The organism is Paenibacillus wynnii, from assembly GCF_000757885.1.
In the GTDB taxonomy this organism is placed as follows: domain Bacteria; phylum Bacillota; class Bacilli; order Paenibacillales; family Paenibacillaceae; genus Paenibacillus_AQ; species Paenibacillus_AQ wynnii.
Window position 1 is genome coordinate 14,874 of record NZ_JQCR01000003.1, and the last position, 22,740, is coordinate 37,613.

The window sequence follows — 22,740 nt, forward strand, 5'->3', positions numbered from 1 at the left end:
CACTTATTCTTAACATTACACGAAGTGGTGGATCGCGGCGAACAATATTTCTCTACTAAAACTTATCCATGAGTTCAATAGCGTGTTCTATGCTGTGTGTAATAATAATCCCTGTATTTTCAGCATAGTTTCCAACTATCTTGTCTCCATATTTAACTTCTCCGTTTTGTGAGAGGTAACCTGAAATTACTCCACAAATTTGATATTCTTTCCCATTGGGTTTTTTAAAAGCTACAGGACCACCAGAAAACCCTGAATTATTATGTCCATCTAAATATATGACACGAACATTATCTATGCGATTAATGGATGAAAATACAGCTTTTTTCACAAACGGGACAGGGAAATTTTGATTTTCGGTTTCTGTTTCAGGTGTGTACAAATTAAAGGGGAACCCTAAGAAGAAAGTATCTTGTCCCATCGTCATTCCGTCTAGGCTCAAATTAATCGGTGAATTCTTGAATATTCCATTTACTCTCTGCATCACTGCTATATCGGCGTGGTTATGATACCTAATTTCAACGTCCATTTTTTTGAAGTTGTTATTTTGACGTACGGAGATATTTAACTTTTTGGGATTATTCAAAGATTCAAAAATGTGCTTTGCAGTAATTAGGTAATCTGTATCATTCATGTTGACTGCGAACATCGTCCCTCCATCACCTGTAGGTGTGCGAAAATTATAAACTCTACATAATACAGAATCTTCAATCATAGAAATACCTCCCTTATTTACCTTCACAACCCATATTACCATGTAAGATTATTTTATACATTTAAGGGTTGGGATAAGATTAAAAGTTCTGTATAAATAATAAATATTCGCTTATAATACAAACAAATGTTCTTATTTTGGAGGGGTGAATGATGTTAGATGACACACCGCGCAAGCTGTTGAGGATTATGTACCATTACTCGGGCCACTTTAAAAGGCTACCAACTATGCCCGAGATGGAGAGGTTAAGCGGACGAACTCCGGTGGCGATAAGAAAGGGATTGTTGGAGTTAGCGGATCAAAATTACATCTCATGGAACCCACACACGACTATTGAGACAGCGGTAATTATTGAGGGGTGGGAAAGGGAAGATACTACCTCAGAACGCTATCAGGCGACTCATAGATCGTTCCAAACAGGCAACCTAGATTACTGGCAGTATTACTGAGGAGGGGTATTATGTCTCGAAAATTAGAAAGCATATGGGATTGTAGCAGGATGGTGATGCCAGAGCATAAGCAGCGGATAATCCGAGAAGAGAGGGAACAGGTACAACGGGTAAAACCGGAACTTGATCCACAGGCTATAGATGAGATCGAACAGGCTATAGCTCAATCCATTGAGAATCATAGCCCAATTACTTTAACGCTATATCATCCCAAGTGCGATAAAGATATCCGAGGCATCGTCATGTCTGTAGATCGGCAGATGCGTCAAATAAAAGTACGATGGTCAGAGGATGATTGGGATTGGATTAAATTAGATGATGTTATATCAGCTGCTACATAAAGAGACACGCATAAATGCCCCAATACACACGTAGGTATATAGTATAAATAAACTTTCGCTGAGAACCGAAGCGGCAGGCCGCGAGGAAGCGGAAGCGAAAGTTAAGAGCTTATATATTAGGGATAAGTAAACACAATGTCTACAAATCCCAGAACTGCTCGGCCCGGACGGAGGAATCAACCTCTCGAAGGGCCTTTATTATTTTCTGCATTGTCTTACCAGTGGGCATATGGTCGCAATCATTACAAGCCAACCGGACGGTGTTTCTGTTTAATCCACTCTTCAAAACGAGCCACTCCTGTTTGATACCTCTTCTATCGATCCACGCCCCAAGTTTCGTTCGGTCTTTACCCAAACCAGCAAATAATCCTAAAAACATCTTATCCACACTCCTTTTATTCCTATTGTGGACAAGAGCACAAAAAAACATACATAAATCGCGTAAAAAACAGACATTTTGGACAAACGTATCTCCATAAGCATTAAGTAAACAGACGTTTACAGGAGGTGTACAGCATGGAAGCTCCAATTACATTCAGGCTTCGCAAAGAACTAGACGCAGATATTAAAGAAGCTGTGAAAGACTTAGATAAGAGAACTGTAAGTAATTTATCCAGAGACGGACTTCGCCTGATGTTAGGTATTAGGACCACTAAATGTGCATCGGTTGTAGAAAGGCCTTTAGTTGTCCCGTCATTGGTTGACTCAGACCGAGCGTTGCCATGGTTAAAGGCGGAAGGTATAAGAAATCAGACATCAAGTAAACCGGCTGTATACACCCCGCAAAGGAGAGGATGACCATGTCTACACAGACTTTAGAATGGAATTCATTTTTTGGTCAGGGGCGCCGCATTAAACCGGCAGCTGCTGTATTAGACATTAATAAATTGAGTAAAGAGGTTAAGGTTGCTCTATGCCGTAGGGAGACGGTTATTAAGGTAGCAGGCATTACGTTGCTGCTTTTAATTGGTCTACCTGGAACATCCCACGCTGCGACCGCGACCGGGATTGATATTGTTGCAGATAAGTTATATAAGAAGCTACTCAATGTTGGAAAGTGGGTCATTATCATTAAGGGCGGAATTGATACTATCCAGAACGCTGTACAGGGTGATCTGCAAGCATCGAAAAAGAACTTCCTCGGTTATCTCCTTGTTTACATTGTGCTCTGGGCGCTGCCGTGGGGGTTGAAGCAAGTAGACATTATGTTTGCAGACTTGGGGGCGTGATCATATGAATCCAATTATCGAGAGTATAAAAGAACAATCCCGGGAAGCTACTAAGGAAATCCTAATTGGGGCGTTCGTAGGGCTGAAAGATGTCGTTGTCGATATGTCGTACTCAATCGCGTTGATTGGTGGAGGACTGTCTATCGTGCTGTACGTAGCTGGCTGGACAAAGGGGAAGCGCTGGACCAGTCTTCTGGTTGTCGGGTATACGCTCATTAAATATTTACTGGGGTGATTGGTATGAAGGCAATCAAGTTTAGTCAGGCGCTGCAGATCATCCATCCGGAATATGTATATCTTCGACTCAAGCCCAGTAACGGGATCCGGAATAACAATACCCATAAACTCGCCAGGGTGATTGCCTCCCTCTATAAAAACGCAGTGGCATCTGTAAGGAAGGAAGAGGAGAAAGTTATCCGGGTGCTTGGCAAAGAGTTGGCGGTACCTACTGCCGTATCCTACTCTCTGCCAGCAAAAGTGGCCTATATGATCTATATTGAAAAGCAAAAGGTTGAATTTTATTTCATCCTCCCGCGGCAGCACCTAACTTTCCTACGGGAGAAACTGGGAGATGTCTGGCCAGGGTTGACCATTGAAGAAGTGCAGGTGCTGCCAGTGTTCGGAGAAGGGGCTGCCCGTTATTATCTGTCATATGCAAAAGAGGATGCCCTGAGCTTGGCTGTAGACCGCCGCAGTAACGACTGGTTAACCTCTTCTCTAAATACGATCGAGGGAATGGAGGAAGGAGACCGAGCGAGCGTGCTGATTAATCTTATGCCTACTTCACAATTCTCCTGGAGAAGTTCATACCGGGCAACAATAGAGAAGGTGCGGCATGGAATGCCAGTAGACCGTGACAAAATGGGCACTGGCTATCTTCTGCGTATGGTTGTTTCTATGCTGACAGGCTTAGCGGCAACGGTTAGTGAGGTGCTGGGTGGTGAGCGAAAGGAATCAGCAGCGAATCCTTTTGAAGGGCTCCTACATCGGCTCAACGGTGGAGGGAGGATCAGCGAAGCAACGGAGCGAAAGGCCACGGCACCCATAGTTAATACTCAACTAGTTGTGCTGAGTGAGAGCGTAGACGTACTTAGGCAGCGCAATACCGCAAGGAGCCTGTCGCAGAGCTTTGATACAGTTTCGGGGGATAATAGCTTGGTGCCGCGACCGTTTCGCGGAACAACGAGGTATACAGATTACTTACTGCACGGCGCAACCGTCAATAAGATGGGGGATGAAGAGTGTTCCAATTTCTTGGCTTTAGCCGGTCGTGATCTCTTGGATCGATATGATTTTATAGATAAGGTTGAGACGCAGGAAACAGAGGTCCCGGCTGATCTGCAACAAGGTGTCATGCGGATAGGTGACAATAGGTTCCGGGGTAATGACCAGCCGGCCTACCTCAGTAACGATTCCGAATATAAAAACCTCACTCTCGTATTGATTGGGCCTACACGGGCAGGGAAATCCACTTTGATCGGTAATTTGAGTCATGATGCAATAGCGGCGGGCGAATGTGTAGTCATCTTTGATTACGTTAAAAACTGCGAGCTGAGCAGTGAGGTGTCTGCATTATTCCCTCCAGCAAAAACACTTACTATTGACTGCGGCAACATAAAGACCATGCAAGGCCTTGGATATAATGAGGTTGGCAGCAGCGCGGATCCATTTATCCAGTATGATAATGCTAAAAAACAGACCACGCAGCTCATGACCTTGATCAATAGCATCAATGCTGATGATACCAGGCTGAGCGCCAAGATGGAGCGCTATCTAACTAGTGCGGCACTTGTGGTCTTTGTGTCTACAGGTAGTATACGAGATGTGTTCGGTGTGTTACAGGACCATGAGGTGCGACATAAGTTCATCAATATAGTACCGGCTTCCCAGGTTGAAAACCTGGCGGAGTATATTGGTAGCCTGCGGGAGTTGGATGAATACAAAGAGGTTAAGGTCAAAGAGGACGGCGTAACGAAGTCATACCCGGAGCTGATTGGCACGAAGGAACATCTTATCACCGGGGTCATAGATCGGTTAAACAAACTCAAGGCCAATACTTATATGGAGATGATGCTTAAAAAGTCCACTGTAGGGAACATTGACCTGGCGAAGAAACTGCAGAAGAATCAACTAATTACAATCCGAATGCCGGAAACGATGTTTAGCACAGACGGTGAACGCGATGTATACACGACCTATTGGATAACTAAGCTCTGGCTTGCATTACAGGCGAGAGGGCAGCAGGTTCCAGACCGCAATAAACTGACCAAAGTAAATATCGTATTTGATGAGCTTTACCAAGTCCAAAACACTGAAAAGTTTTTGACGGGCATCCTTAGCCGCCTGGCTAAATTCGGAGCGAAACCCATCATAAGCTGCCACTATTTGAATCAGTTAAGGTATATCCGGGAAGAGCTCAGAAGTGCTAATGCCTCCTATATGCTCATAAGTGGCTGTGATAAAAAGAATTATGCAGAATTGAAGGATGAACTGGCTCCCTTTGAGCTGGAGGATCTGCTTAAGCTGCCCCGATTTCGGAGTATGAATTTGATTAAGAACAAAACCGGATATGCTCGATTTATTACTACCTTGCCCAAGCCGATACAATGACAAAACCCCGTCAGCTGTTTAAGCCGGCGGGGTTTCGTCTTTTGTGTGTTCAACAACTTCATGTAATGGTACTCCAAAATGATTGCAGGTCTTATCCAATACCTCCATAGATACATATTCGCCTTTCCCCATTTTAGCCAAGGTCGCCGAAGAGATACCAAGTGATACCCGATATTCCGTTTTGGACATATCTCTGTCCACGAGCAGCCGCCATAGTGGTTTGAATGAGAAGCCCATAAACATGCTCCTTTCTTATTAATATGTGTAAATTATAAAAGATAATATTTAGAAAGGCAAACAAAACATTTGACATAATGTTTAATAAAGGTTATATTATGTTTAGGAAGTAAAACACAATGAAATGTTAGGGAGGATAAGCGGATATGGATATCTGGAGTAATAACGCATGTCTTGGATATATTATCGCGGCGTTGGAGAGAAAGGGCTGGAGCGAAGATCAGATCCGGCAGGTGGTGGGGGCAGTGTACACAGAGTTTGATTTTAAAACTGTTGAAGAGGCTCGGCAGATTTATAACAAATCATTTTATTGACCGCCTGATGATGGCCCAAGGGATAGGGGCCGAAACGGTACCGCTGGGAAGCGTGTCCGTCGCGGATATCCGCCAAGAGCTTGGCTATGCATGGCCCGGCCTTAACATAAATAACACTTTGGATATTTGAAGGGTGATACCATGAAAATAGAAGAATTGTCTAAGGGCCTGCAAGTACGGATCGCAGAAGGTCACGGTAGCGGCCATGGTGGGAGGTCGGGAGTAGTGATTGATGTCGGTACCTTCAAACTACTTAATGGATCGGGGAGCATTACAGGAGCTAAGGTTGATATAGGAGAGCCTTTGCTTGTCCAGGTTGCTGCTAAAGATTTGAGCCCGTTAAAGGAAAAACCGAGGAAAAAAGGGTGGGGTGAATTCGATGTGTAAATGGTAAAAAACATCGTCTGGCGGCGTATTTAAAAGCGAAATTTACTATACGGGTTGAACATTGATAGATATACTTAAGCTATTGAATAAATTGTCAGGCGGTGTTGTTTTATGTCGTGGACTCCAGTATTGTTTATGATTTTTTCAACCTTGGAAACATTCGCTTTATATTTCCTCATAATGACATTATTCCGATTTAAGTGGGCGCGTCATGTGTGGGAAGCGTTGTTTATTATCCTTTTTCTGAATTTGCAAAGTTATCTTTTGCGTAATGAACTTGATATGCCGAGTTTCGCGCCGCTGGTTTTAGTGATTGTTTTTATATTGTTCTTTGCTTTAAAAGTAAAAATGCCATTGGTTCTTAGTGTGATTGCAACCATATCAGGATTCGTTATTTTTACATTGGTACAAACCATTATACTTCTCGGCTATTTTGGGTCAATTAGCAGTATTGATAATAATGCCTCAAATGGGTACTTGCTTCAATTTATAACATCAATAATAATCATACCGGTATGCTGGCTTTCCTACGTAAAAGGTAAGGGATTCACATACGATTATGAAAAGTTGAGATTTAAGCTGGAGGATGTTGTTTTAACTACGTTGGTTGTTCTCTTTTTACCAGGAGTTTCTTTATTGTTTTATTTCAAAGAGCTTTACTTAAACATTGTATTGTTTATGGGCTTGTCAATGTTTTTGCTGGCGTATTCGAGTAGAAAGGAAAAAGAAGATGATTGATAGGGCCGCGCTATTGATAGCAACGAAGATTAAAGAAAAAGTGCCAGATCATCAGGCAAGCGTTGCTGTAATGAAATTCTCACTGGAGATAGTTATTAATACAGTTTCGATAATCTTTTTTACTTTACTCGTTTCAATATTTACGGGTAACACGAAAGAGGCAGCAATTGCTCTGATTTCATTCGCTGTTCTCAGACAAGTGTCTGGTGGGAAACATTTAAATTCAAGTGTTTCGTGTATCTTAATAACGACAACTATGTTCACAGCAATAACATTTGTGAATATAAACACTTTCTGGCAACTAACCTTAAACATTCTAAGTTTAATTTTAGTATTGGTTTATGCACCTTCTCGCATTGAGAAACAAAGCAGAATTTCGAGAAAGTATTATCCATTGTTAAAGGTAATATCTTCAATAATTATTATCAGTAGTTTTTTAATATCAAATCCAACATTAACACTAACGTTCTTTGTACAATCGTTTAGCTTGATTAATTTGAGGAGGTGATAGACAAATGAAAATCTATAAGTACAAAAACATGTTTAAGGTGTGGACTGGAGCAGCTAGTCTCCTATCGCTTATGGCTGTTATTCTGGTGAGCACTGCAAGTGTATTTTATGTTCACCAGCCTGAAACGCCAGAAGAATTGTTGAAATAAAAACTGGAGTGGGGAAAATGAATGAAGTAGCTAGGACAATAACAGTGGACGATGCGTTGAAAGGCAATAAAAAACTTACTTCAATAGCAATCGACAGTATAAATTTTATGGAATCAGACAAAACGATAAAGCGTATTGCGATTCACACGCCTGATGGAGTTTTTTATACAATTGGATCGCTAACATATTGGTTTTCATCGTTAACCGACACAGGGTATGATTTTATTAAAGCGGACCGCAATGTTCTGATTAACGTTTCGAATATACGTGAAATGGACAAGGGCTATAACAAAGCGTATTTTTCAACAGAAAACGACGCAGGCTGCTTTTTATCAGAAAAGGGATATGCGAAAGTTAAAGCCAAGATAATGAAAGAAGCATACAATGTTAAGTTTCTTGAGTCGCCAATATGGTGACTCATTTTTTTTTGCATATTATAACATTGTTGCTTTGCAAGATGTTGTCGAAACGTGGCATAAAATTTTCAAGAACTAGATTTTTTCGGGGAAATGAACTCTGTTGAGTTTACAATAATTAGATGATTTAATAGATATATATTCGTCGGGTGAAAAATCGTTGACAAAAAGGCATTCCTCTCCTTCAATCGGGTCGAGCTGTCGGGGAGTAGTAAATCTACTCCAGCCTGCTACGCTTCAACGAATACATAAAGATCGGCTTCTACACATCCAAGAGTAAGACATATTGCTCTACTAACTAGAGGGTTGAGTTTTTTCTTGCCCCTCTCGTAAGCAGATATGGATGTATCAGAAATTGACAAGCCATATCTTTGCATCAACGCTTCAGAAAGAGCTAATTGGCTCAATCCCTTAGCTTCCCTCAGATTGCGTAGCCGGCACTCCCCTAAGCTGAGTGCCATAATTACCTCCTATGGTAAATAGAAAGGATCGGTGATTGATCGAATTATATCATACTGAAAAACTTGCTGCACTACATAAGGAATAGGTTCGCCCTGGCAGACGAACCCATTCAAAAACGTTTAGATAAATTTACATGAATAGCATACCATGTGATGCCAAAAAAGTACTTTTGAGTTTTTGTAATATTACATTACGAATTAAGGGGAGCGGTATACTGATGAAAATAAATGTTATAAATAAAAGCAGACTATGCGAGTTAAGAAAGAATCGCGGGTACAGCATAAAGGATGTGTCGATAATGTTAGGAATTACAGAAAAAGGAATGGTGGATATCGAAGAAAAACCGTCCGAAGTTTCAATTCAATTGGCGGCAAAGTTAGCAAGATTTTATAACATGCCAACTAGCATGATTACTTGGAATTGAAGCAAATAAAGTTGTGCCTCATCATACATAAGGCGACCCATTGGCTGATCTTTACGAGGATATTGCCGCTGAGGAAAAAGCCCGGGCTACATACCAGTGGCTGATCGACATGACGGATGATGTGGATTTACAGGACAGCTTGAAATTCTTGCGGGAACGGGAAATTGTGCATGCCCTGAGGTTTAAGGAAGCGGTTGAGATTGTTAAAGAGGATATGGAGTATAAGCGGGTGTATTAATCATCAAGCGGCGACTGGTTCCGTCAGGAATCCGGAGCTGCTTTTTTTTTGAGGGTAAGAGACCGGATAACTTGCGCCCTCTCCAATAACAGGCTACACTTTTGGATAAAAGCCCTTAGACGGGGATAGCCGAGGAGCATGGGAGAATTATGACTATAAAAACTATTTTTTTTGACATCGACGGAACGATTTATGACGAGAATATGCAGGTTGCTGCATCCACCAGAGAAGCGATTACCGAACTGAAAAGGCTTGGCCACAACGTCGCAATTGCCACGGGAAGAGCGCCTTATATGTTTGAAAATTTACGCAAAGAGTTTGAGATAGACAGCTACGTATCCCTTAACGGGCAGTGCGTGGTTTATAAGGGAAAAACAATTTACCGGAACCCGATCGCCATGGACTCTCTTAAGTCTCTTACCTTGTTCGCAGAGAAACATGATCATCCCATTGCTTATATGGACCCCAATGGAATGAAGGTGAACGTTGCTAGCCATGTTGATATTGAGACGAGTATCGGCTCATTGAAGCTGGCCCTGCCGCAGCATGATCCTGAATATTTCCTAAATCACGATATATACCAAGCCATGATATTCTGTCCTGTGGACAGAGTTGAAGCCATGTATGTGAATGAGTATCCGGAGTTGAACTTCATCCGCTGGCATCCGGTCTGTATGGATGTATTGCCGGGGAACGGCTCGAAAGCCAATGGTATCGCTCAAATGATGAATATTCTTGGTGTGAAAAAGAGCGATGTCTATGCCTTTGGTGACGGGCTTAACGATATTGAAATGTTGGGATTCGTCGGACACGGTATCGCAATGGGCAACGCAAGGGATGAGGTAAAAGCAGCGGCGACTTATGTAACCAGGAACGTGGACGATAACGGCATTATTGAGGGATTACGTATGGTCGGGCTGTTATAAAAGGGCTCTATCATTTGAAAGATTGAACTAGCGTTTCCCGTTTGTCAATAATCGCATTAAGAAGTCCACATCCGGTAACCCGTACTTTTCCTTATCAACTTCCTCTAAAATAAGACAATTGATGATGTAAAAGTACCATTCCAACAGCTTTTGTGGATCTCCCAAGGAGAATTCTCCAGCATGTGATACGGTTCAGCGCGATGAATGAAGCGGCAAGTTTTCGATTACAAATCAAAAAGGTTCACCTCAGGTGAACCAGTACTCCAACTGAAACTCATCATAGTCTTCTTGTTAATAATTTGCGCGGATGTGATTTCGATCAGATTTCATTGATCGGCTGTCCTATGTCCACTTCGCCGCCCAAAGCTTCATTTCCTTCAAAATCTGGTGCAAATCTACACCTTTGGGGGTTAAAGTATATTCTACCGTTACGGGAACCGTCGGAAAAGCATGACGTTCAAGCACACCTTGATCTTCCAAATGGCGAAGTGTATTCGTTAATGCGCGAGGACTGATGCATTTGATATTTCGTTGCAGCTCACCAAAACGTTTGGTGCCGTCGAACAACTCTCGTAGGACTAGAAAAGCCCATTTTCCTCCGAGAACATCGAGTGTTTTTTCAACATTACAATCAATATTAACAGGGACTTTCGGGACATAATTTCTTGACGCATTAGCTGCTTCCACATGATCTCCTCCTGCTCTATTCCACTATACTCTTGTATAGTAAGTATATTTTATATAATATAATGAACATTTTTTCACTTCTTTAAATTATATACAAACTACTCTAGAATGAAAAGGGATCCGTGGTAAGAGGATAGAGAAGCTATCTAATGAGGAGGAAAAAAGAATGAAGTTTAGAAGATTAGGCCAAAGTGGAGTTAAAGTTAGTGAGATTAGTCTGGGCAGCTGGTTGACATACGGTGGTTATGTAGAAAATGAAAATGCAGTTAAGGCGATTGAAACCGCTTACGACCTAGGTGTCAATTTCTTTGACACAGCAAATGTGTATGAAAAGGGTGCAGCGGAGAAGGTTTTGGGTGAGACGTTAAAAGCATACTCCCGTGAATCTTATGTACTTGCGACGAAAGTGTTCGGGGTTATGGGTGAAGGGCCTAATGACCGAGGTCTCTCCCGCAAGCATATTACTGAGCAGTGTCATGCAAGCTTGAAGCGGTTGGGAACGGAATATGTAGATATTTTATACTGCCACCGTTTCGATCCAGAAACTCCTCTTGAAGAAACATTACGTGCGCTTGATGATTTGGTTCGTCAGGGCAAGGTGTTCTATATCGGTGTCAGTGAATGGACAGCTGCGCAGATGACAGAGGCATTGTCTATAGCCGACCGATATTTACTCGACAAGATTGTTGTAAATCAGCCTATCTACAACATGTTCGAACGATATATTGAGAAGGAAGTTATTCCTCTAGGTGAACGCAAAGGGATAGGTCAGGTTGTATTTTCCCCACTGGCTCAGGGCTTGCTGACCGGAAAATATGCCTCGGTAACCGATGTTCCGGCGGAAAGCCGCGCGGCTAAGCTGGATTGGATGCGAAATGGAATTACGGAAGAAAAGATAGCGAAAGTACAGCAGCTTGGGAAGGTCGCTTCTGAGCTCGACCTTACAGTAGGTCAGCTTGCTTTAGCCTGGATCCTTCGACAACCAAACGTTTCCAGTGCACTGGTCGGAGCGAGTCGTCCGTCACAGGTTGAGGAGAATGTGAAAGCCTCAGGAATCGAGCTTACGGAAGAGGTTCTGAAGCGGGTTGAAGATATTTTAGTCTAATTTCATAGACTAATCAAATTTAATGTACTTATAAATGGAGGAATTAGAATGGCAAAGGTTGTAGTTACCGGGGGCAGCGGCATGCTTGGTAAATGGGTGGTTCGTCATTTTATAGAACAAGGCTATGAGGTTGTCAACGTAGATACGCATAAGCCTGCCGATTCCTTAGGCCATACTCTAATCGCAGATTTGAATAACTTAGGTGAAGTATATAGTGTACTGGCAGGGGCAGATGCGGTAGTGCATTTGGCGGCTATCCCTGCTGCTCATATTAAGACGAATGAAGTCACTTTTCAAAATAATGTGATGTCGACCTACAATATTCTAGAGGCTGCGGCTGGACTTGGAATCCGTAAAGCGGTTATCGCCTCCAGTGAATCTTCCTATGGAATTGTATTTGCAGTTAACCGTTTTGGGCCGCAGTATGTTCCAGTGGACGAGGAGCATCCCCAACTGCCCCAAGACAGCTATGGTTTATCTAAAGTTGTCAATGAACTGACAGCGGATATGTTCCATCGCAGAACAGGGATGCAGATTGTCTCTCTTCGGATCGGAAATGTGATTGACCCATCGGCATATGAGCAATTCCCATCGTTCATTCATGATCCTGAACAACGTGACCGGATTTTATGGAGTTATATTGATACTAGGGACGTTGCGGAGGCCTGTCAGAAGGCGGTTGAGGCTGAAGGACTGGGTGCAGTACAGTTGAATATTGCCGCTGACGATACTAGCATGGACGTATCAAGCCGGGCGTTGCTGGAGGCCCGTTTCCCGGAAGTGACTGAATTCCGCCAACCGCTAACCGGTCATGAAACGCTCCTCAGCAATGAGAAAGCCAAAAGCCTGCTGAATTGGCAGCCGAAACATGCTTGGCGGGATTATGTTAAAAGTGAATAACTAATCATAAAGGGGTAGTTCAAGATGAAGGTATTGTTCATTGGCGGGACGGGTCTGATCAGTCAGGCGGTGTCCAAGCTGGCGGTAGAACGGGGAGTAGAATTATACTTATTTAATAGAGGACAACGGGATGAATTCGTGCCTGAAGGAGCGAAGGTCATTCTGGGCGATATTCGTAACCAGACGGAGGCTGCCGCCGCGCTTAAGGATTATGAATTCGATGTGGTTGTGGACTGGATTGCTTTTACTCCGGACCATGTGCAGACAGACCTAGATCTATTTGCCAATAAAACAAAACAATACATCTTTATAAGTTCTGCATCCGCGTATCAGAAGCCGCTGCAGCATTACTTAGTAACCGAAGAAACCCCGCTTACGAATCCCTACTGGCAGTATTCACGCGACAAGATCGCCTGTGAACAACTGTTGCTTGAAGCTCATCGTAACACCGGGTTCCCTGTGACGATCGTTCGGCCTTCACATACCTACGGGGATACCGCAATTCCGGCTTCTCTAACCAGTTGGCAGCATCCATGGTCGTTGATAGACCGAATCCGTAAGGGACTTCCTATTGTTATCCATGGAGACGGAACTTCGCTTTGGACGTTAACGCATAACTCGGATTTTGCCAAAGCCTTTGTAGGATTGCTGGGGCACCCGGAATCGATTGGCGAGGCGATTCATATCACCTCCGATGAGGTATTGAACTGGAACCAGATTTACAGTAAAATTGGCGCGGCCGCTGGTGTAGATCCGATGATTGTACACATTTCGACAGATTTCATCGCAACTAATTCACCTCCGGGCACAGCAGATGGACTGATTGGCGACCAAGCGGTGAGTATCGTTTTCGACAACCGTAAAATCAAAGGTCTAGTACCGGACTATCAGGCAACGGTCCCTTTTTCCGAAGGGATAAAGCAGACCTTGGCTTGGTTTGAATCACACCCTGAACAGTGCACGACAGACCCGGAGTGGTCGACATTATTGGATCTCTTAATCAAGACTCATGGTACCGAGGCGAAGCCGCTTTCGACATTTGTCTAAAGGTTAACGTATAAATAGTATAAATATAGGCTGGGCAGGCGAATGAAGCACATTCGACCTGCCTTTTTCCTGTGTTCCACGTGAGGAATGAAACAAAAAATTTTGAATATACTCTCACTACCGAATTCCCCGAAAAAGGAGCCCTGGCCATGCCGACACATCCTTATGTTTCCCGTTTTTTTGTGAATTCCGATGCAAGGCGAGAAAAATTGGTATATGATTTGCCGGATTCCTGGTGGAGCAGACCCTATGAGTACGAGTGGTGTATGAACTTTATTTCCCCCCATGATACAGTTCTCGATGCCGCTTGCGGTATATCACATCCCTTGAAGTTCCACCTTGCAGAGACCTGTGAGGAGGCCTACGCCTGCGATGCGGATGAACGGATATTATCAGAAAAAGCAATTATGGATGGAATTATCCAAGATGTTGGGGAAAAGGCCGCGAGGGAGGTCCTGCATAGCAGAACAGATAGACTCCATCTGGCGCATGCTAATTTAACAAACCTACCTTATGATGACGAGAGTTTTGACACTATTTTTTGTATCTCTGTGCTTGAGCATTTAACGTCAGAAGATACGATTTACGCCTTACGTGAGTTCCATAGAACTTTAAATGGTGAGGGATTGCTGATCCTGACCTTTGATTACCCCTCCGTAAATCTTTCTCAAATGAATGAACTACTTCTACAGTCTGGATTTGTCTACTGGGGGGAGACGGACTTTAATCTCCCGGTAGATGCGGTAAGAACCGACTTGTGGGGTGGGCGTCATTGCTTCCGTGCAGTCTTGAAAAAGGTGACGTATTGAGCCGGAGCTTAAATAAATATAACCTACCTGCGGATCTCTGAGGTAGGAAGCGTGAAGCACGGACGGTATGAGTGAAACCAGTGTATTTATACAATAGATTCGGCTCATACGGGCAGACTTTGATTTCCCTCAAGCGGGACGTCTCCGAGTCAAACAGATATAGTATAAATCTATCAAAATTTGGAGTCTTGAATTCAATAGAGTAGAATGGAGGAATACGAGAAAAAAAGGGGCAAAGAGATTGCGGAGATTAATAGTATGTGCACTTATTCTTATTTGGATTTTTCCAGCTTCCACTCCTGTGAGTGCGGAGGAGTCACTTTCAACTCCTATTCATCTAATTTTTGCCGGAGACATTCTGTTAGATGGATTTGTCGGAGATCAGATTGCTCAATTCGGGGTCAATTATCCTTTTGTGAAAGTAGCTCCCATGCTAAAAAAGGCTGATATGTCCTTTGCAAATCTTGAGACCCCAGTGTCCACTCGTGGGAATCCGTCCAATAAATCGTTTGTTTTTCGCTCAGAGCCTAAGACATTAAAGGGTTTGGTGTATGCCGGAATAGATGGTGTATCCCTGGCGAATAATCATATTCTCGATTATGGTAAGACGGCGATGCTTGATACTCTACTGCATTTGGATACATACAAAATTGGACATACCGGAGCCGGAAAGAACAGTATTCAGGCATTCGCTCCGTACGTAAAGACGATACAAGGGAAAAAAATCGCTGTGCTTGGGGTCAGCCGTGTACTTTCGGATTCCTCTTGGTATGCCGGCAGTAATCATGCGGGTGCAGCTTCAGCCTATACTATGGAACCAATGCTAAGCGAAATCAAGAAATCCTCTAAGGTGAATGACTTTACAGTTGTTTATATCCACTGGAATCAAGAATTTAAGGACTATCCTGAGAACTATGCACGTACTATGGCTAAAAAAATCATTGATAGCGGTGCAGATATGATTGTAGGTGCTCACAGCCATTGCCTCATGGGGGTTGAATTTTATAAGCATAAGCCGATCTACTATTCATTGGGCAACTTTGTATTTAACCGGTCCACTCGCGGTGGAGATAAAACATTAATATCCATGTTGGTGAATATCGAAATTAAAGGCTCAGAAGTTACGGGACAGATTACCCCGGTAAAAATAATAAGAGGTCAGCCCAGCTTCATGGATGATATCTATAATAAAGAAACTATAAAGACCCTGAACAAGTTATCCTATAATGCGAAGATAGATGCCCAAGGCGTAGTAAGTGAGGAATAATTAGGTTTCCGTTAATATGTAAAAAAAACTTTTTTCACTGCGGAAACCAAGCGGTCTTCCTTAGAATAAAAGGATAACCAAATTCAGGGAGGCCGATCATATGACTCAAGTGTTGTGTTCTCCGTCCAGATACATCCAGGGCGCAGGTGAAATACGAAAGCTGGGGGATTATTGTGTACAGCTAGGTGCGAAGGGAGCTCTGGCAATCGTCGATCCCTTTATTCTCAATCGATACAAGGAAGAGATCTCGCATAGCTTTGCTACCCACTCTGTTCCTCTCGTTCTAATAGAGTTTCAGGGAGAATGCAGCCGAAATCAGGTGGAGCGTATCATCCAAAGCTTCGATCCGCAAACGGTTGATGTTATTCTTGGAATAGGGGGCGGCAAAACTTTGGATACGGCTAAAGCGGTCAGTCACTTTGCTGCGCTTCCTGTAATCATCGTGCCAACTGTGGCTTCTACGGATGCCCCTTGTAGCGCTCTAGCGGTGCTGTATACGGATGATGGTGATTTCGACAGCTATCTCCCGTTATTAAGAAATCCCGATGTAGTCATTGCCGACGTTGAAATCATTGCTAAGGCTCCCGCCCGATTGCTCGCTGCAGGGATGGGAGATGCGCTATCAACCTACTACGAAGCACGGGCCTGCCGTTCCTCAGGTGCACGGACTTACGCTGGAGGAACGGGCTCCATCGCCGCATTCTCATTAGCCCAAGCTTGTCTCGATACTATTTTGTCTGAGGGTAAGGCGGCTATGTTAGATGTTAAGCTGGGGGAATGCTCTCCGGCTGTTGAGCATATTATTGAGGCGAATATCTACTTAAGCGGCATTGGTTTTGAAAGTGGAGGATTAGCCGCGGCGCATGCCATACATAATGGCTTATCGCTGCTTGAGGAGTGTCGGGGGATGCTGCATGGTGAGAAGGTAGCGTTCGCCACGATAGCACAGCTTATGCTGGAGGGGGTATCTGACCAGGAACTAGATCGTGTAATTGACTTCTGTCGCGAGGTTGGCCTGCCTGTAACATTGAAGGAGCTAGGTCTCTCCGGTATCGAAAAAAGCCGGCTGATGCTAGCATCGGAGGCCAGCTGCAGTGAAGACAGTCCGATGCATAATATGCCATTCCCGATACATCCAAAAGAGGTTCTTGAAGCGATTCTGGAAGCAGATCGACGGGGATCTTTATAGTCCGTCCACTGATAGGTAAAGAGGGTATCCCAACAGCCATATATGGCTTGCGGGATACCCTCTTATTTTACATGTGCTATAACATTAGCCCTTAACCGCTCCAGCAACTACACCTTTAACAATGTATTTCTGCAGGAAGATAAACACTACGATGGATGGAAGTACAGCCATAACCATAGCCGTCATGGCATATTGCCAATCGGATGTATATTGCCCAACGAAGGTATAGGCAGCAAGAGTAAGTGTCTTCGTATCCGGTGAACCGTTTACCATAAGCAGTGGAAGCAGGAAGTCATTCCAGATCCACATTACATCAATAATGACGATAGTTGTCGTTACTGATTTCAACAGCGGGAAGATTACACTGAAGAATAAGCGGAAGCCTGATGCACCGTCTATGGTTGCACTCTCGTCAATTTCCAAGGGGATTCCCTTTACGAAGCCGTGGTAGATAAATACGGCCAGTGGAGCTCCGAAGCCCCAGTATAAGATTCCAAGTCCCCATGTGCTTTCGGATAAGCCAAGGCTTTTAGCGATTTGGAGCACCGTTAACATGATCGATTGGAAAGGAATAAGCATCGGCATAATACACAGGAAATAAAGAATTCCACTTAGTTTAGATTTCGTCCGTGCCAGTTTATAAGCAGCTATGGAGGACACGAAGACGATACCTAGCAAACCAACAGTGGTGATAACCATATTATTCATGAACAGCTTCGGATAATTGATAAACTGCCATACATATGAATAGTTGCTGAACACCAATTGCTTCGGTAGAGCGATTACATCTGTCATGACCTCGCCAAAGCTTTTGAAGGAGTTAATAATCGTCAGGAACAGCGGATAAAGAAATAGAAGAGAGAGGATAACCATAACTACTTCTATGATGATACGACTTGTTTTGCTCTGAGTTTTCATTAGGCCTCAACCTCTCTTCTCTTAAAGATGGACAACTGAATAATGGTGACGACCAGAACCGCTAGGAATAGAATGAGCGCTTTAGCTGTACCGTAGCCGTAGAGGTTGTTCTGGAAGGTATCCCGGTAAATATCGTAGGCAACACTATATGTCGTACCGCCGGGTCCACCGCCAGTCAGGGAAAGAATTACATCAAATACCTTAATGGAATTGGTCAGCGCCATGAACACGGAAATGGTGATCGATGGAGCGAGCAGCGGCAATGTGATACTGAAGAATTTTCTAAAAGGGCCCGCACCATCAACGGTAGCAGCTTCCTTAAGATCTTCAGGTACGGATTGCAGACCTGCGATGTAAATAACCAGATAGAATCCGATAGACTGCCATATCGAAACCGCAAGGATGGAGATGAAGGCAAGTTCAGGGGTCCCGAGCCAGCTGAGATCGAATATTGCCCATCCTGTACTTGCACTTAAGGAACTGAAGCCTTGCATAAAGATGAATTTCCAGATAAAACCGACGATCACAAGGCTGAGAATATAAGGGACAAAGAATGCGGCTCTAAGCCACGATGTTGTTCTCAGCTTCATATCCAGAACAACCGCCAGCAGAATAGCCAGCACGTTGACGAGAATAATGTACAGAACCGCGTACTTTATGGTAAACCAAGCCGAATCTGCAAAATTGGTATCGCTCATAAAAATTTGCTTGAAATTATCAAGTCCAACGAACACGGGATTCTTAGCTATTCCGTTCCATTTGGTCATGGAGTATTGAATAGTCATGGCAAATGGAATGTAGAATGCTACAGCTATACAGATGAGAACCGGCAGAGTGAAAATACCGAACTCCATCTTTTCACGCCATTTTCTGCCCAAAGTTTTTAACATGGTTGCACCTCTTCTTATATTGGGGTAGTAGTTGTAATGCTTGCCACTCCTAGTCTTTCAGGTTAGTCTATATTGAGTATTATAGAGCAGTGCCCCCCACTCAAGAATGGATTTAAGAGTACAGATAGGGGTAAAAAGGTGAACTGAATCTGAAGCTGGGAGGATGTCTGTCATGATTAGAAAAACGATATTGAAACCGTTTCAAAATCTGTTTGAGTCCGTGTCGCGTAGGCTCGTGAACAAGCTTATTTTGCTATTTACTCTGATTATTATTCTGGTTGTGACCTCCCTGACTTTTATTTCTTACGGGATGCTCCAGAAGGAGTCTGTGAACAATAGTATTGACAGTACCAGTAACAATTTATTATTAGTCGGGCGTAATTTAGAAAGCTACCTGGACGGTATTGAACAATTATCTCTGCCGCAGATTTCATATGACGAAATTATCTATGCTATTTTGCACGAATCCACAGACTATGCTTCGAAAATGTATGTACAGGATTATTTGAAGAATATTTACTTTTCGCGTAACGATCTGGAGGCTATTTATCTGTATGTCATTAAGGAAAATAAGTACTACTCTGTAACCAAGGAGAATTACAATATTGCAGTCCGAATTGTAGAGCATCCACCGATAGATAATCTGACGTGGTATCAGCAAGCCTTAGAAAGTCCCAATAACCGCTCCTATCAGTCATTTGTGAAAGAAGAGTCGGAACAGATGTCGGGCAGTGTTGATTATCCTGTCAACAAGGACAATAGCTTTATGGGCTATCACAGATTGTTCCGCTCCATTATCTCTAGGGAGCCGCAGGCTGTATTGTCCCTCTATTTCAACTCCTCCGTGAAGGACGAGATAATGAAGGATATTCCGTTCAGCAGCGGGCAGCATCTGATGTACGTTAGTCCGGATCAGCAGCCTTTTTATGTAGATGATCCAAAGTTTTATGCGAAAAGTGAACAAGCAGGGCTGTTGAAAAAGCTAACGACAGTCAGCGGTCGGTTCACATGGTCAGACGATGAGCAGAAATATTTAGTGATTTATAACAACAGTCAAAAAGAGGGTTGGAAGCTGATCAAGCCGATTCCCTACAAAGAGATCTATGAAGCAGCTAACACCACACGAGATCTGAATTATCTTATCGGTTTGATCTTCCTGATTGTCTCTGTTATTCTTGTCAGCTTTACCTCCAACAAAATTACAAAACCGCTCAAAAATCTGTCGTTGCAAATGAAACGTTTCAGTACAGGGAGCTTCGATGTGACGGCCCAGGTTGAGGGAAAAGATGAAATCGCCTATTTATCACGTCACTTCAACAAAATGGTTGAGAACACCAATGAATTGATTAATGAGCGCTACAAAATGAAAATTGTTGAAAAAAACGCAGTTTTAAAAGCGCTGGAAGCGGAGATCAATCCTCATTTCCTATACAATGCACTTCAGGCCATTTCTACCAAAGCGTTAAAGAATAACAATGATGACATTGTCGATATGGTCGATAATCTGGCAATGACGCTGAGATATTGTATAAGTGGCAAGGACGTTGTACATGCAAGAGAAGAGCTGAAACATATAGAACGCTATTTAGCCCTGCAAAAAGCCCGTTTCGGAGGTAGAATGCAGGTTGAATATGAGTGGGATGAACATCTAATGGAGTTGAAAATTCCAAAGCTCTCCATACAAACGTTGGTAGAGAATTGTATCAAACACGCTTTGGAAAAGGTATCGAGCACAATCACCATTACGATTATGGCACGGATGACACCAAGTTTCTTTGTTATTACCGTAGCCGATAATGGACCTGGATTTAACGAAGGAAGGCTGGAGCAGGTAATGAGTACATTGCTTATGGATTGGGATGACCGTGAAGAGTCGGATGAGGGAAACAATGAAAGCATTGGGCTGAAAAACTTGAATGCCCGACTTAAGCTTTTATATGGGGATGAAGCTGGATTAGTGATACGAAGTGACGAGAACGGTACAGAGATGGACATGCTGTTGCCGAGGGGAGGCATAAACCATGTATAAAGTTTTAATTATCGATGATGAAGAGCCTTTACGCGAAGCGATTACAATTCTGGGAGATTGGCAAGGCCTGGGTGTAGAACAACTGTTAGAAGCTACGAACGGTAACATGGGTTTGGATATGCTGCGTCAGCACAAAATTGACCTTGCCATCGTGGATATGAAGATGCCTGAGCTTAATGGTTCTGAATTTCTACAGATTGTGGAGCAGGACTACCCGGATCTTTTGACCATAGTAATTAGCGGATATAATGATTTCGAATATACCCGGCAGGCGATTCGCTCTAAGGTTGTGGATTATTTGCTGAAGCCGGTCAATCGGATAGATCTGAATGCTGCACTGCAGAAAGCGATAGACATCCTGGAGGCTAAACGTAAGAAAGAAAGTGAGTTTATTAATAAAAATATAACCCTAAATATGTCGCTGCCGAAGCTGAAGGAAAAAATGTACTTTTCCATCATTGAGCGAAGCTTTAAGAACCAGTCTAATGAGGCCTTTCTTCCTTTAATCGGCGCGGATACTGCAGGGAATCATTTTGTAGCAGGGCATATGAGAGTACTCAATCTGGAGCAGGTTAGAAAAGAACGTTTCCACAAAGACAGCGATTTGCTTCATTTTGCAGTAACCAATGTTATTAATGAGATCAGTGATGACCAGCTGCAGGCTTTTAGCTTCCTGAGTCCTAAAGGGGAACGTGAATATATCGCCATTTTTACGATGAAGGGCGGTTATAAGGAAGATGCGGCTTACCGTACCCTCTATCATATGAAGAAGGTGGCTTCTTCCTTGAAGGAGCTATTTGGATTCGTAGTAGCTGCGGGTCTGGGCCATCCCTACGGAGATATTATGGATATTGCTAAGTCCTATGATACCGCTAAGACCGTGTTAAATAGTGTTGACCTTCTGAAGCTTAAGGGATCCATAGTAGCGAATCATTCGGATAAAATCACATCCAAAGACAATCCATCCCTGACAAGCCGGATGCCATTAATTCGTAATGCATTAGAGAGCGGGAGTATGAATCACGCCAAAAGTATTCTAAGCGAGTTCACGAAAAAGTGGAGGGATTCGGAAGGCTTTAGTATCGGAGAGGCAGACCGCACTCTTCAAGAATTCATTATTTTATTGAATGATGTTGCCTCAGAACTGAATGTTCCTCTGGAACGTTTACGGAGTGAGGAAGAAAAGGGCCTTGGAGGCTTAGGAATCCTGGGTGATTTTGCCTCCTTTGAGCAATTTGAAGCGCTGCTGAATGAAATACTGGACCGATACAGTGCTGAGATCAGCAAGGTTCTGGCTGGGGATCGATCCAGTGTACTGGGAAATATTAAAGCATACATTGATAATCATTATTTTGAGAATATTAAAATATCGCTGTTTACGGATAAGTATTTCCTAAGCAGAGAATACTTGATGAAGCTGTTCAAGGGGCAATATGGCTATGGCATTCACGAGTATGTGCAGAAGGTAAGAATGGACAAAGCGAAGGATTTGCTTGGCGATCCAAACCTCAAAATTCAGGATATTTCCGAGATGCTGGGCTACAAGGACAAGAACTATTTCAGTAAAGCCTTTCGTAATTATTACGAGTGCTCACCTACTGAATATAGAATCGTTCTGGGAGGGGGAGAAAAGTGAAGCGGTTTCATCAGCACACTTTTTTACCCTCATAAGTTCACTTATGTACATTCTTATCCTTTCTCTTTTTCATTAGAATGACATCAAGACCACAAGATGTATAGGAAAAGGGGGCAAC

Annotated in this window: 29 protein-coding genes and 1 pseudogene; 23 read left to right on the forward strand and 7 right to left on the reverse strand. The window is 43.2% G+C overall.

The window, feature by feature from the left end:
• Positions 1-55: 55 nt before the first annotated feature.
• Positions 56-715 (reverse strand): serine protease family protein, encoded by a 660-nt coding sequence (locus tag PWYN_RS15370; RefSeq protein ID WP_036653897.1) that lies wholly within the window; start codon positions 713-715, stop codon positions 56-58.
• 149 nt (positions 716-864) lie between these two features.
• On the opposite strand from PWYN_RS15370, the gene PWYN_RS15375 reads away from it, so the two are divergent.
• Both PWYN_RS15375 and PWYN_RS15380 read left to right on the forward strand, forming a co-directional pair.
• Positions 865-1,164 carry a hypothetical protein gene (locus PWYN_RS15375; RefSeq protein WP_157261192.1) on the forward strand — a complete coding sequence of 100 codons (300 nt, stop codon included), beginning with the start codon at positions 865-867 and terminating at the stop codon, positions 1,162-1,164.
• Between the two features lie 11 nt (positions 1,165-1,175).
• Entirely contained in the window at positions 1,176-1,505 is a 330-nt protein-coding gene (locus tag PWYN_RS15380) for a YolD-like family protein (RefSeq protein ID WP_036653898.1), read from the forward strand.
• 139 nt (positions 1,506-1,644) lie between these two features.
• On the opposite strand, the gene PWYN_RS15385 is transcribed toward PWYN_RS15380, so the two are convergent.
• Positions 1,645-1,884 carry a hypothetical protein gene (locus tag PWYN_RS15385; RefSeq protein WP_036653900.1) on the reverse strand — a complete coding sequence of 80 codons (240 nt, stop codon included), beginning with the start codon at positions 1,882-1,884 and terminating at the stop codon, positions 1,645-1,647.
• Between the two features lie 137 nt (positions 1,885-2,021).
• Here PWYN_RS15385 and PWYN_RS15390 point away from each other — a divergent pair, with 137 nt between their 5' ends.
• Genes PWYN_RS15390 through PWYN_RS15405 form a run of 4 tightly spaced genes read left to right on the forward strand, consistent with a single transcriptional unit; the run spans position 2,022 to position 5,344 of the window.
• Complete coding sequence (locus PWYN_RS15390) at positions 2,022-2,303, forward strand: hypothetical protein (RefSeq protein WP_036653901.1); 282 nt, start codon at positions 2,022-2,024, stop codon at positions 2,301-2,303.
• Between the two features lie 2 nt (positions 2,304-2,305).
• The gene (locus PWYN_RS15395; protein ID WP_036653902.1) at positions 2,306-2,734 is read left to right on the forward strand and encodes a hypothetical protein; all 429 of its coding nucleotides are present in this window, start codon (positions 2,306-2,308) and stop codon (positions 2,732-2,734) included.
• Positions 2,735-2,738: 4 nt separating this feature from the next.
• A complete protein-coding gene (locus tag PWYN_RS15400; protein WP_036653904.1) occupies positions 2,739-2,969 on the forward strand; it encodes a hypothetical protein in 231 nt (76 codons plus the stop codon).
• A gap of 5 nt (positions 2,970-2,974) precedes the next feature.
• Complete coding sequence (locus tag PWYN_RS15405) at positions 2,975-5,344, forward strand: hypothetical protein (RefSeq protein ID WP_036653905.1); 2,370 nt, start codon at positions 2,975-2,977, stop codon at positions 5,342-5,344.
• 18 nt (positions 5,345-5,362) lie between these two features.
• On the opposite strand, the gene PWYN_RS15410 is transcribed toward PWYN_RS15405, so the two are convergent.
• Complete coding sequence (locus PWYN_RS15410) at positions 5,363-5,581, reverse strand: helix-turn-helix domain-containing protein (RefSeq protein WP_036653906.1); 219 nt, start codon at positions 5,579-5,581, stop codon at positions 5,363-5,365.
• A 146-nt stretch (positions 5,582-5,727) separates the two neighbouring features.
• Between PWYN_RS15410 and PWYN_RS29620 the strand changes: the two genes are divergently transcribed.
• From PWYN_RS29620 to PWYN_RS15430, 6 genes are all read left to right on the forward strand, one after another.
• Complete coding sequence (locus tag PWYN_RS29620) at positions 5,728-5,895, forward strand: hypothetical protein (protein WP_169744123.1); 168 nt, start codon at positions 5,728-5,730, stop codon at positions 5,893-5,895.
• Positions 5,896-6,036: 141 nt separating this feature from the next.
• A complete protein-coding gene (locus PWYN_RS15415) occupies positions 6,037-6,282 on the forward strand; it encodes a hypothetical protein (protein WP_036653907.1) in 246 nt (81 codons plus the stop codon).
• Positions 6,283-6,393: 111 nt separating this feature from the next.
• Complete coding sequence (locus PWYN_RS15420; protein WP_052088023.1) at positions 6,394-7,020, forward strand: hypothetical protein; 627 nt, start codon at positions 6,394-6,396, stop codon at positions 7,018-7,020.
• Positions 7,013-7,528: an accessory gene regulator ArgB-like protein gene (locus PWYN_RS15425; RefSeq protein ID WP_036653908.1), complete on the forward strand. Its 516-nt coding sequence runs from the start codon at positions 7,013-7,015 to the stop codon at positions 7,526-7,528. Before PWYN_RS15420 ends, PWYN_RS15425 begins: the two co-directional genes overlap by 8 nt.
• Before the next feature lie 7 nt (positions 7,529-7,535).
• The gene (locus PWYN_RS28730; protein WP_084146753.1) at positions 7,536-7,679 is read left to right on the forward strand and encodes a cyclic lactone autoinducer peptide; all 144 of its coding nucleotides are present in this window, start codon (positions 7,536-7,538) and stop codon (positions 7,677-7,679) included.
• A 17-nt stretch (positions 7,680-7,696) separates the two neighbouring features.
• Positions 7,697-8,095, forward strand: coding sequence for a LytTR family transcriptional regulator DNA-binding domain-containing protein (locus PWYN_RS15430; protein WP_036653909.1), 399 nt, complete (start codon positions 7,697-7,699; stop codon positions 8,093-8,095).
• 230 nt (positions 8,096-8,325) lie between these two features.
• Here the strand turns inward: PWYN_RS15430 and PWYN_RS15435 are convergent, their stop codons facing one another.
• Positions 8,326-8,556 carry a helix-turn-helix domain-containing protein gene (locus PWYN_RS15435; protein WP_036653910.1) on the reverse strand — a complete coding sequence of 77 codons (231 nt, stop codon included), beginning with the start codon at positions 8,554-8,556 and terminating at the stop codon, positions 8,326-8,328.
• A 218-nt stretch (positions 8,557-8,774) separates the two neighbouring features.
• On the opposite strand from PWYN_RS15435, the gene PWYN_RS30450 reads away from it, so the two are divergent.
• The 3 genes and pseudogenes from PWYN_RS30450 to PWYN_RS15450 all read left to right on the forward strand — a co-directional run bounded on the left by PWYN_RS30450 (position 8,775) and on the right by PWYN_RS15450 (position 10,145).
• Entirely contained in the window at positions 8,775-8,981 is a 207-nt protein-coding gene (locus tag PWYN_RS30450; protein WP_036653911.1) for a helix-turn-helix transcriptional regulator, read from the forward strand.
• Positions 8,982-9,012: 31 nt separating this feature from the next.
• Positions 9,013-9,219, forward strand: a pseudogene (locus tag PWYN_RS15445) (manganese catalase family protein); the annotation flags it as partial.
• 149 nt (positions 9,220-9,368) lie between these two features.
• Positions 9,369-10,145, forward strand: a complete 777-nt coding sequence (locus tag PWYN_RS15450) for a Cof-type HAD-IIB family hydrolase (protein WP_036653912.1) — start codon at positions 9,369-9,371, stop codon at positions 10,143-10,145.
• A 342-nt stretch (positions 10,146-10,487) separates the two neighbouring features.
• On the opposite strand, the gene PWYN_RS15455 is transcribed toward PWYN_RS15450, so the two are convergent.
• Entirely contained in the window at positions 10,488-10,832 is a 345-nt protein-coding gene (locus PWYN_RS15455; RefSeq protein ID WP_036653913.1) for a winged helix-turn-helix transcriptional regulator, read from the reverse strand.
• A 166-nt stretch (positions 10,833-10,998) separates the two neighbouring features.
• On the opposite strand from PWYN_RS15455, the gene PWYN_RS15460 reads away from it, so the two are divergent.
• The 6 genes from PWYN_RS15460 to PWYN_RS15485 all read left to right on the forward strand — a co-directional run bounded on the left by PWYN_RS15460 (position 10,999) and on the right by PWYN_RS15485 (position 17,149).
• Positions 10,999-11,937 carry an aldo/keto reductase family protein gene (locus PWYN_RS15460; RefSeq protein ID WP_036653914.1) on the forward strand — a complete coding sequence of 313 codons (939 nt, stop codon included), beginning with the start codon at positions 10,999-11,001 and terminating at the stop codon, positions 11,935-11,937.
• 48 nt (positions 11,938-11,985) lie between these two features.
• Positions 11,986-12,837 carry an NAD-dependent epimerase/dehydratase family protein gene (locus PWYN_RS15465; protein ID WP_036653915.1) on the forward strand — a complete coding sequence of 284 codons (852 nt, stop codon included), beginning with the start codon at positions 11,986-11,988 and terminating at the stop codon, positions 12,835-12,837.
• Between the two features lie 24 nt (positions 12,838-12,861).
• Entirely contained in the window at positions 12,862-13,884 is a 1,023-nt protein-coding gene (locus PWYN_RS15470; protein ID WP_036653916.1) for an SDR family oxidoreductase, read from the forward strand.
• 149 nt (positions 13,885-14,033) lie between these two features.
• Entirely contained in the window at positions 14,034-14,693 is a 660-nt protein-coding gene (locus PWYN_RS15475; protein ID WP_036653917.1) for a class I SAM-dependent methyltransferase, read from the forward strand.
• Positions 14,694-14,934: 241 nt separating this feature from the next.
• Positions 14,935-15,960, forward strand: coding sequence for a CapA family protein (locus tag PWYN_RS15480; RefSeq protein ID WP_036653918.1), 1,026 nt, complete (start codon positions 14,935-14,937; stop codon positions 15,958-15,960).
• A 100-nt stretch (positions 15,961-16,060) separates the two neighbouring features.
• Positions 16,061-17,149, forward strand: a complete 1,089-nt coding sequence (locus PWYN_RS15485; protein WP_036653919.1) for a glycerol dehydrogenase — start codon at positions 16,061-16,063, stop codon at positions 17,147-17,149.
• A gap of 84 nt (positions 17,150-17,233) precedes the next feature.
• Here PWYN_RS15485 and PWYN_RS15490 read toward each other — a convergent pair whose 3' ends face one another.
• Both PWYN_RS15490 and PWYN_RS15495 read right to left on the reverse strand, forming a co-directional pair.
• Positions 17,234-18,067, reverse strand: coding sequence for a carbohydrate ABC transporter permease (locus tag PWYN_RS15490; protein WP_036653920.1), 834 nt, complete (start codon positions 18,065-18,067; stop codon positions 17,234-17,236).
• Positions 18,067-18,957 carry a carbohydrate ABC transporter permease gene (locus tag PWYN_RS15495; RefSeq protein ID WP_036653921.1) on the reverse strand — a complete coding sequence of 297 codons (891 nt, stop codon included), beginning with the start codon at positions 18,955-18,957 and terminating at the stop codon, positions 18,067-18,069. Before PWYN_RS15495 ends, PWYN_RS15490 begins: the two co-directional genes overlap by 1 nt.
• 172 nt (positions 18,958-19,129) lie before the next feature.
• Here PWYN_RS15495 and PWYN_RS15500 point away from each other — a divergent pair, with 172 nt between their 5' ends.
• Complete coding sequence (locus tag PWYN_RS15500) at positions 19,130-20,986, forward strand: sensor histidine kinase (RefSeq protein WP_036653924.1); 1,857 nt, start codon at positions 19,130-19,132, stop codon at positions 20,984-20,986.
• The gene (locus PWYN_RS15505; protein ID WP_036653925.1) at positions 20,979-22,622 is read left to right on the forward strand and encodes a response regulator transcription factor; all 1,644 of its coding nucleotides are present in this window, start codon (positions 20,979-20,981) and stop codon (positions 22,620-22,622) included. The genes PWYN_RS15500 and PWYN_RS15505 overlap by 8 nt, the downstream gene beginning before the upstream one ends.
• Positions 22,623-22,740: the final 118 nt, after the last annotated feature.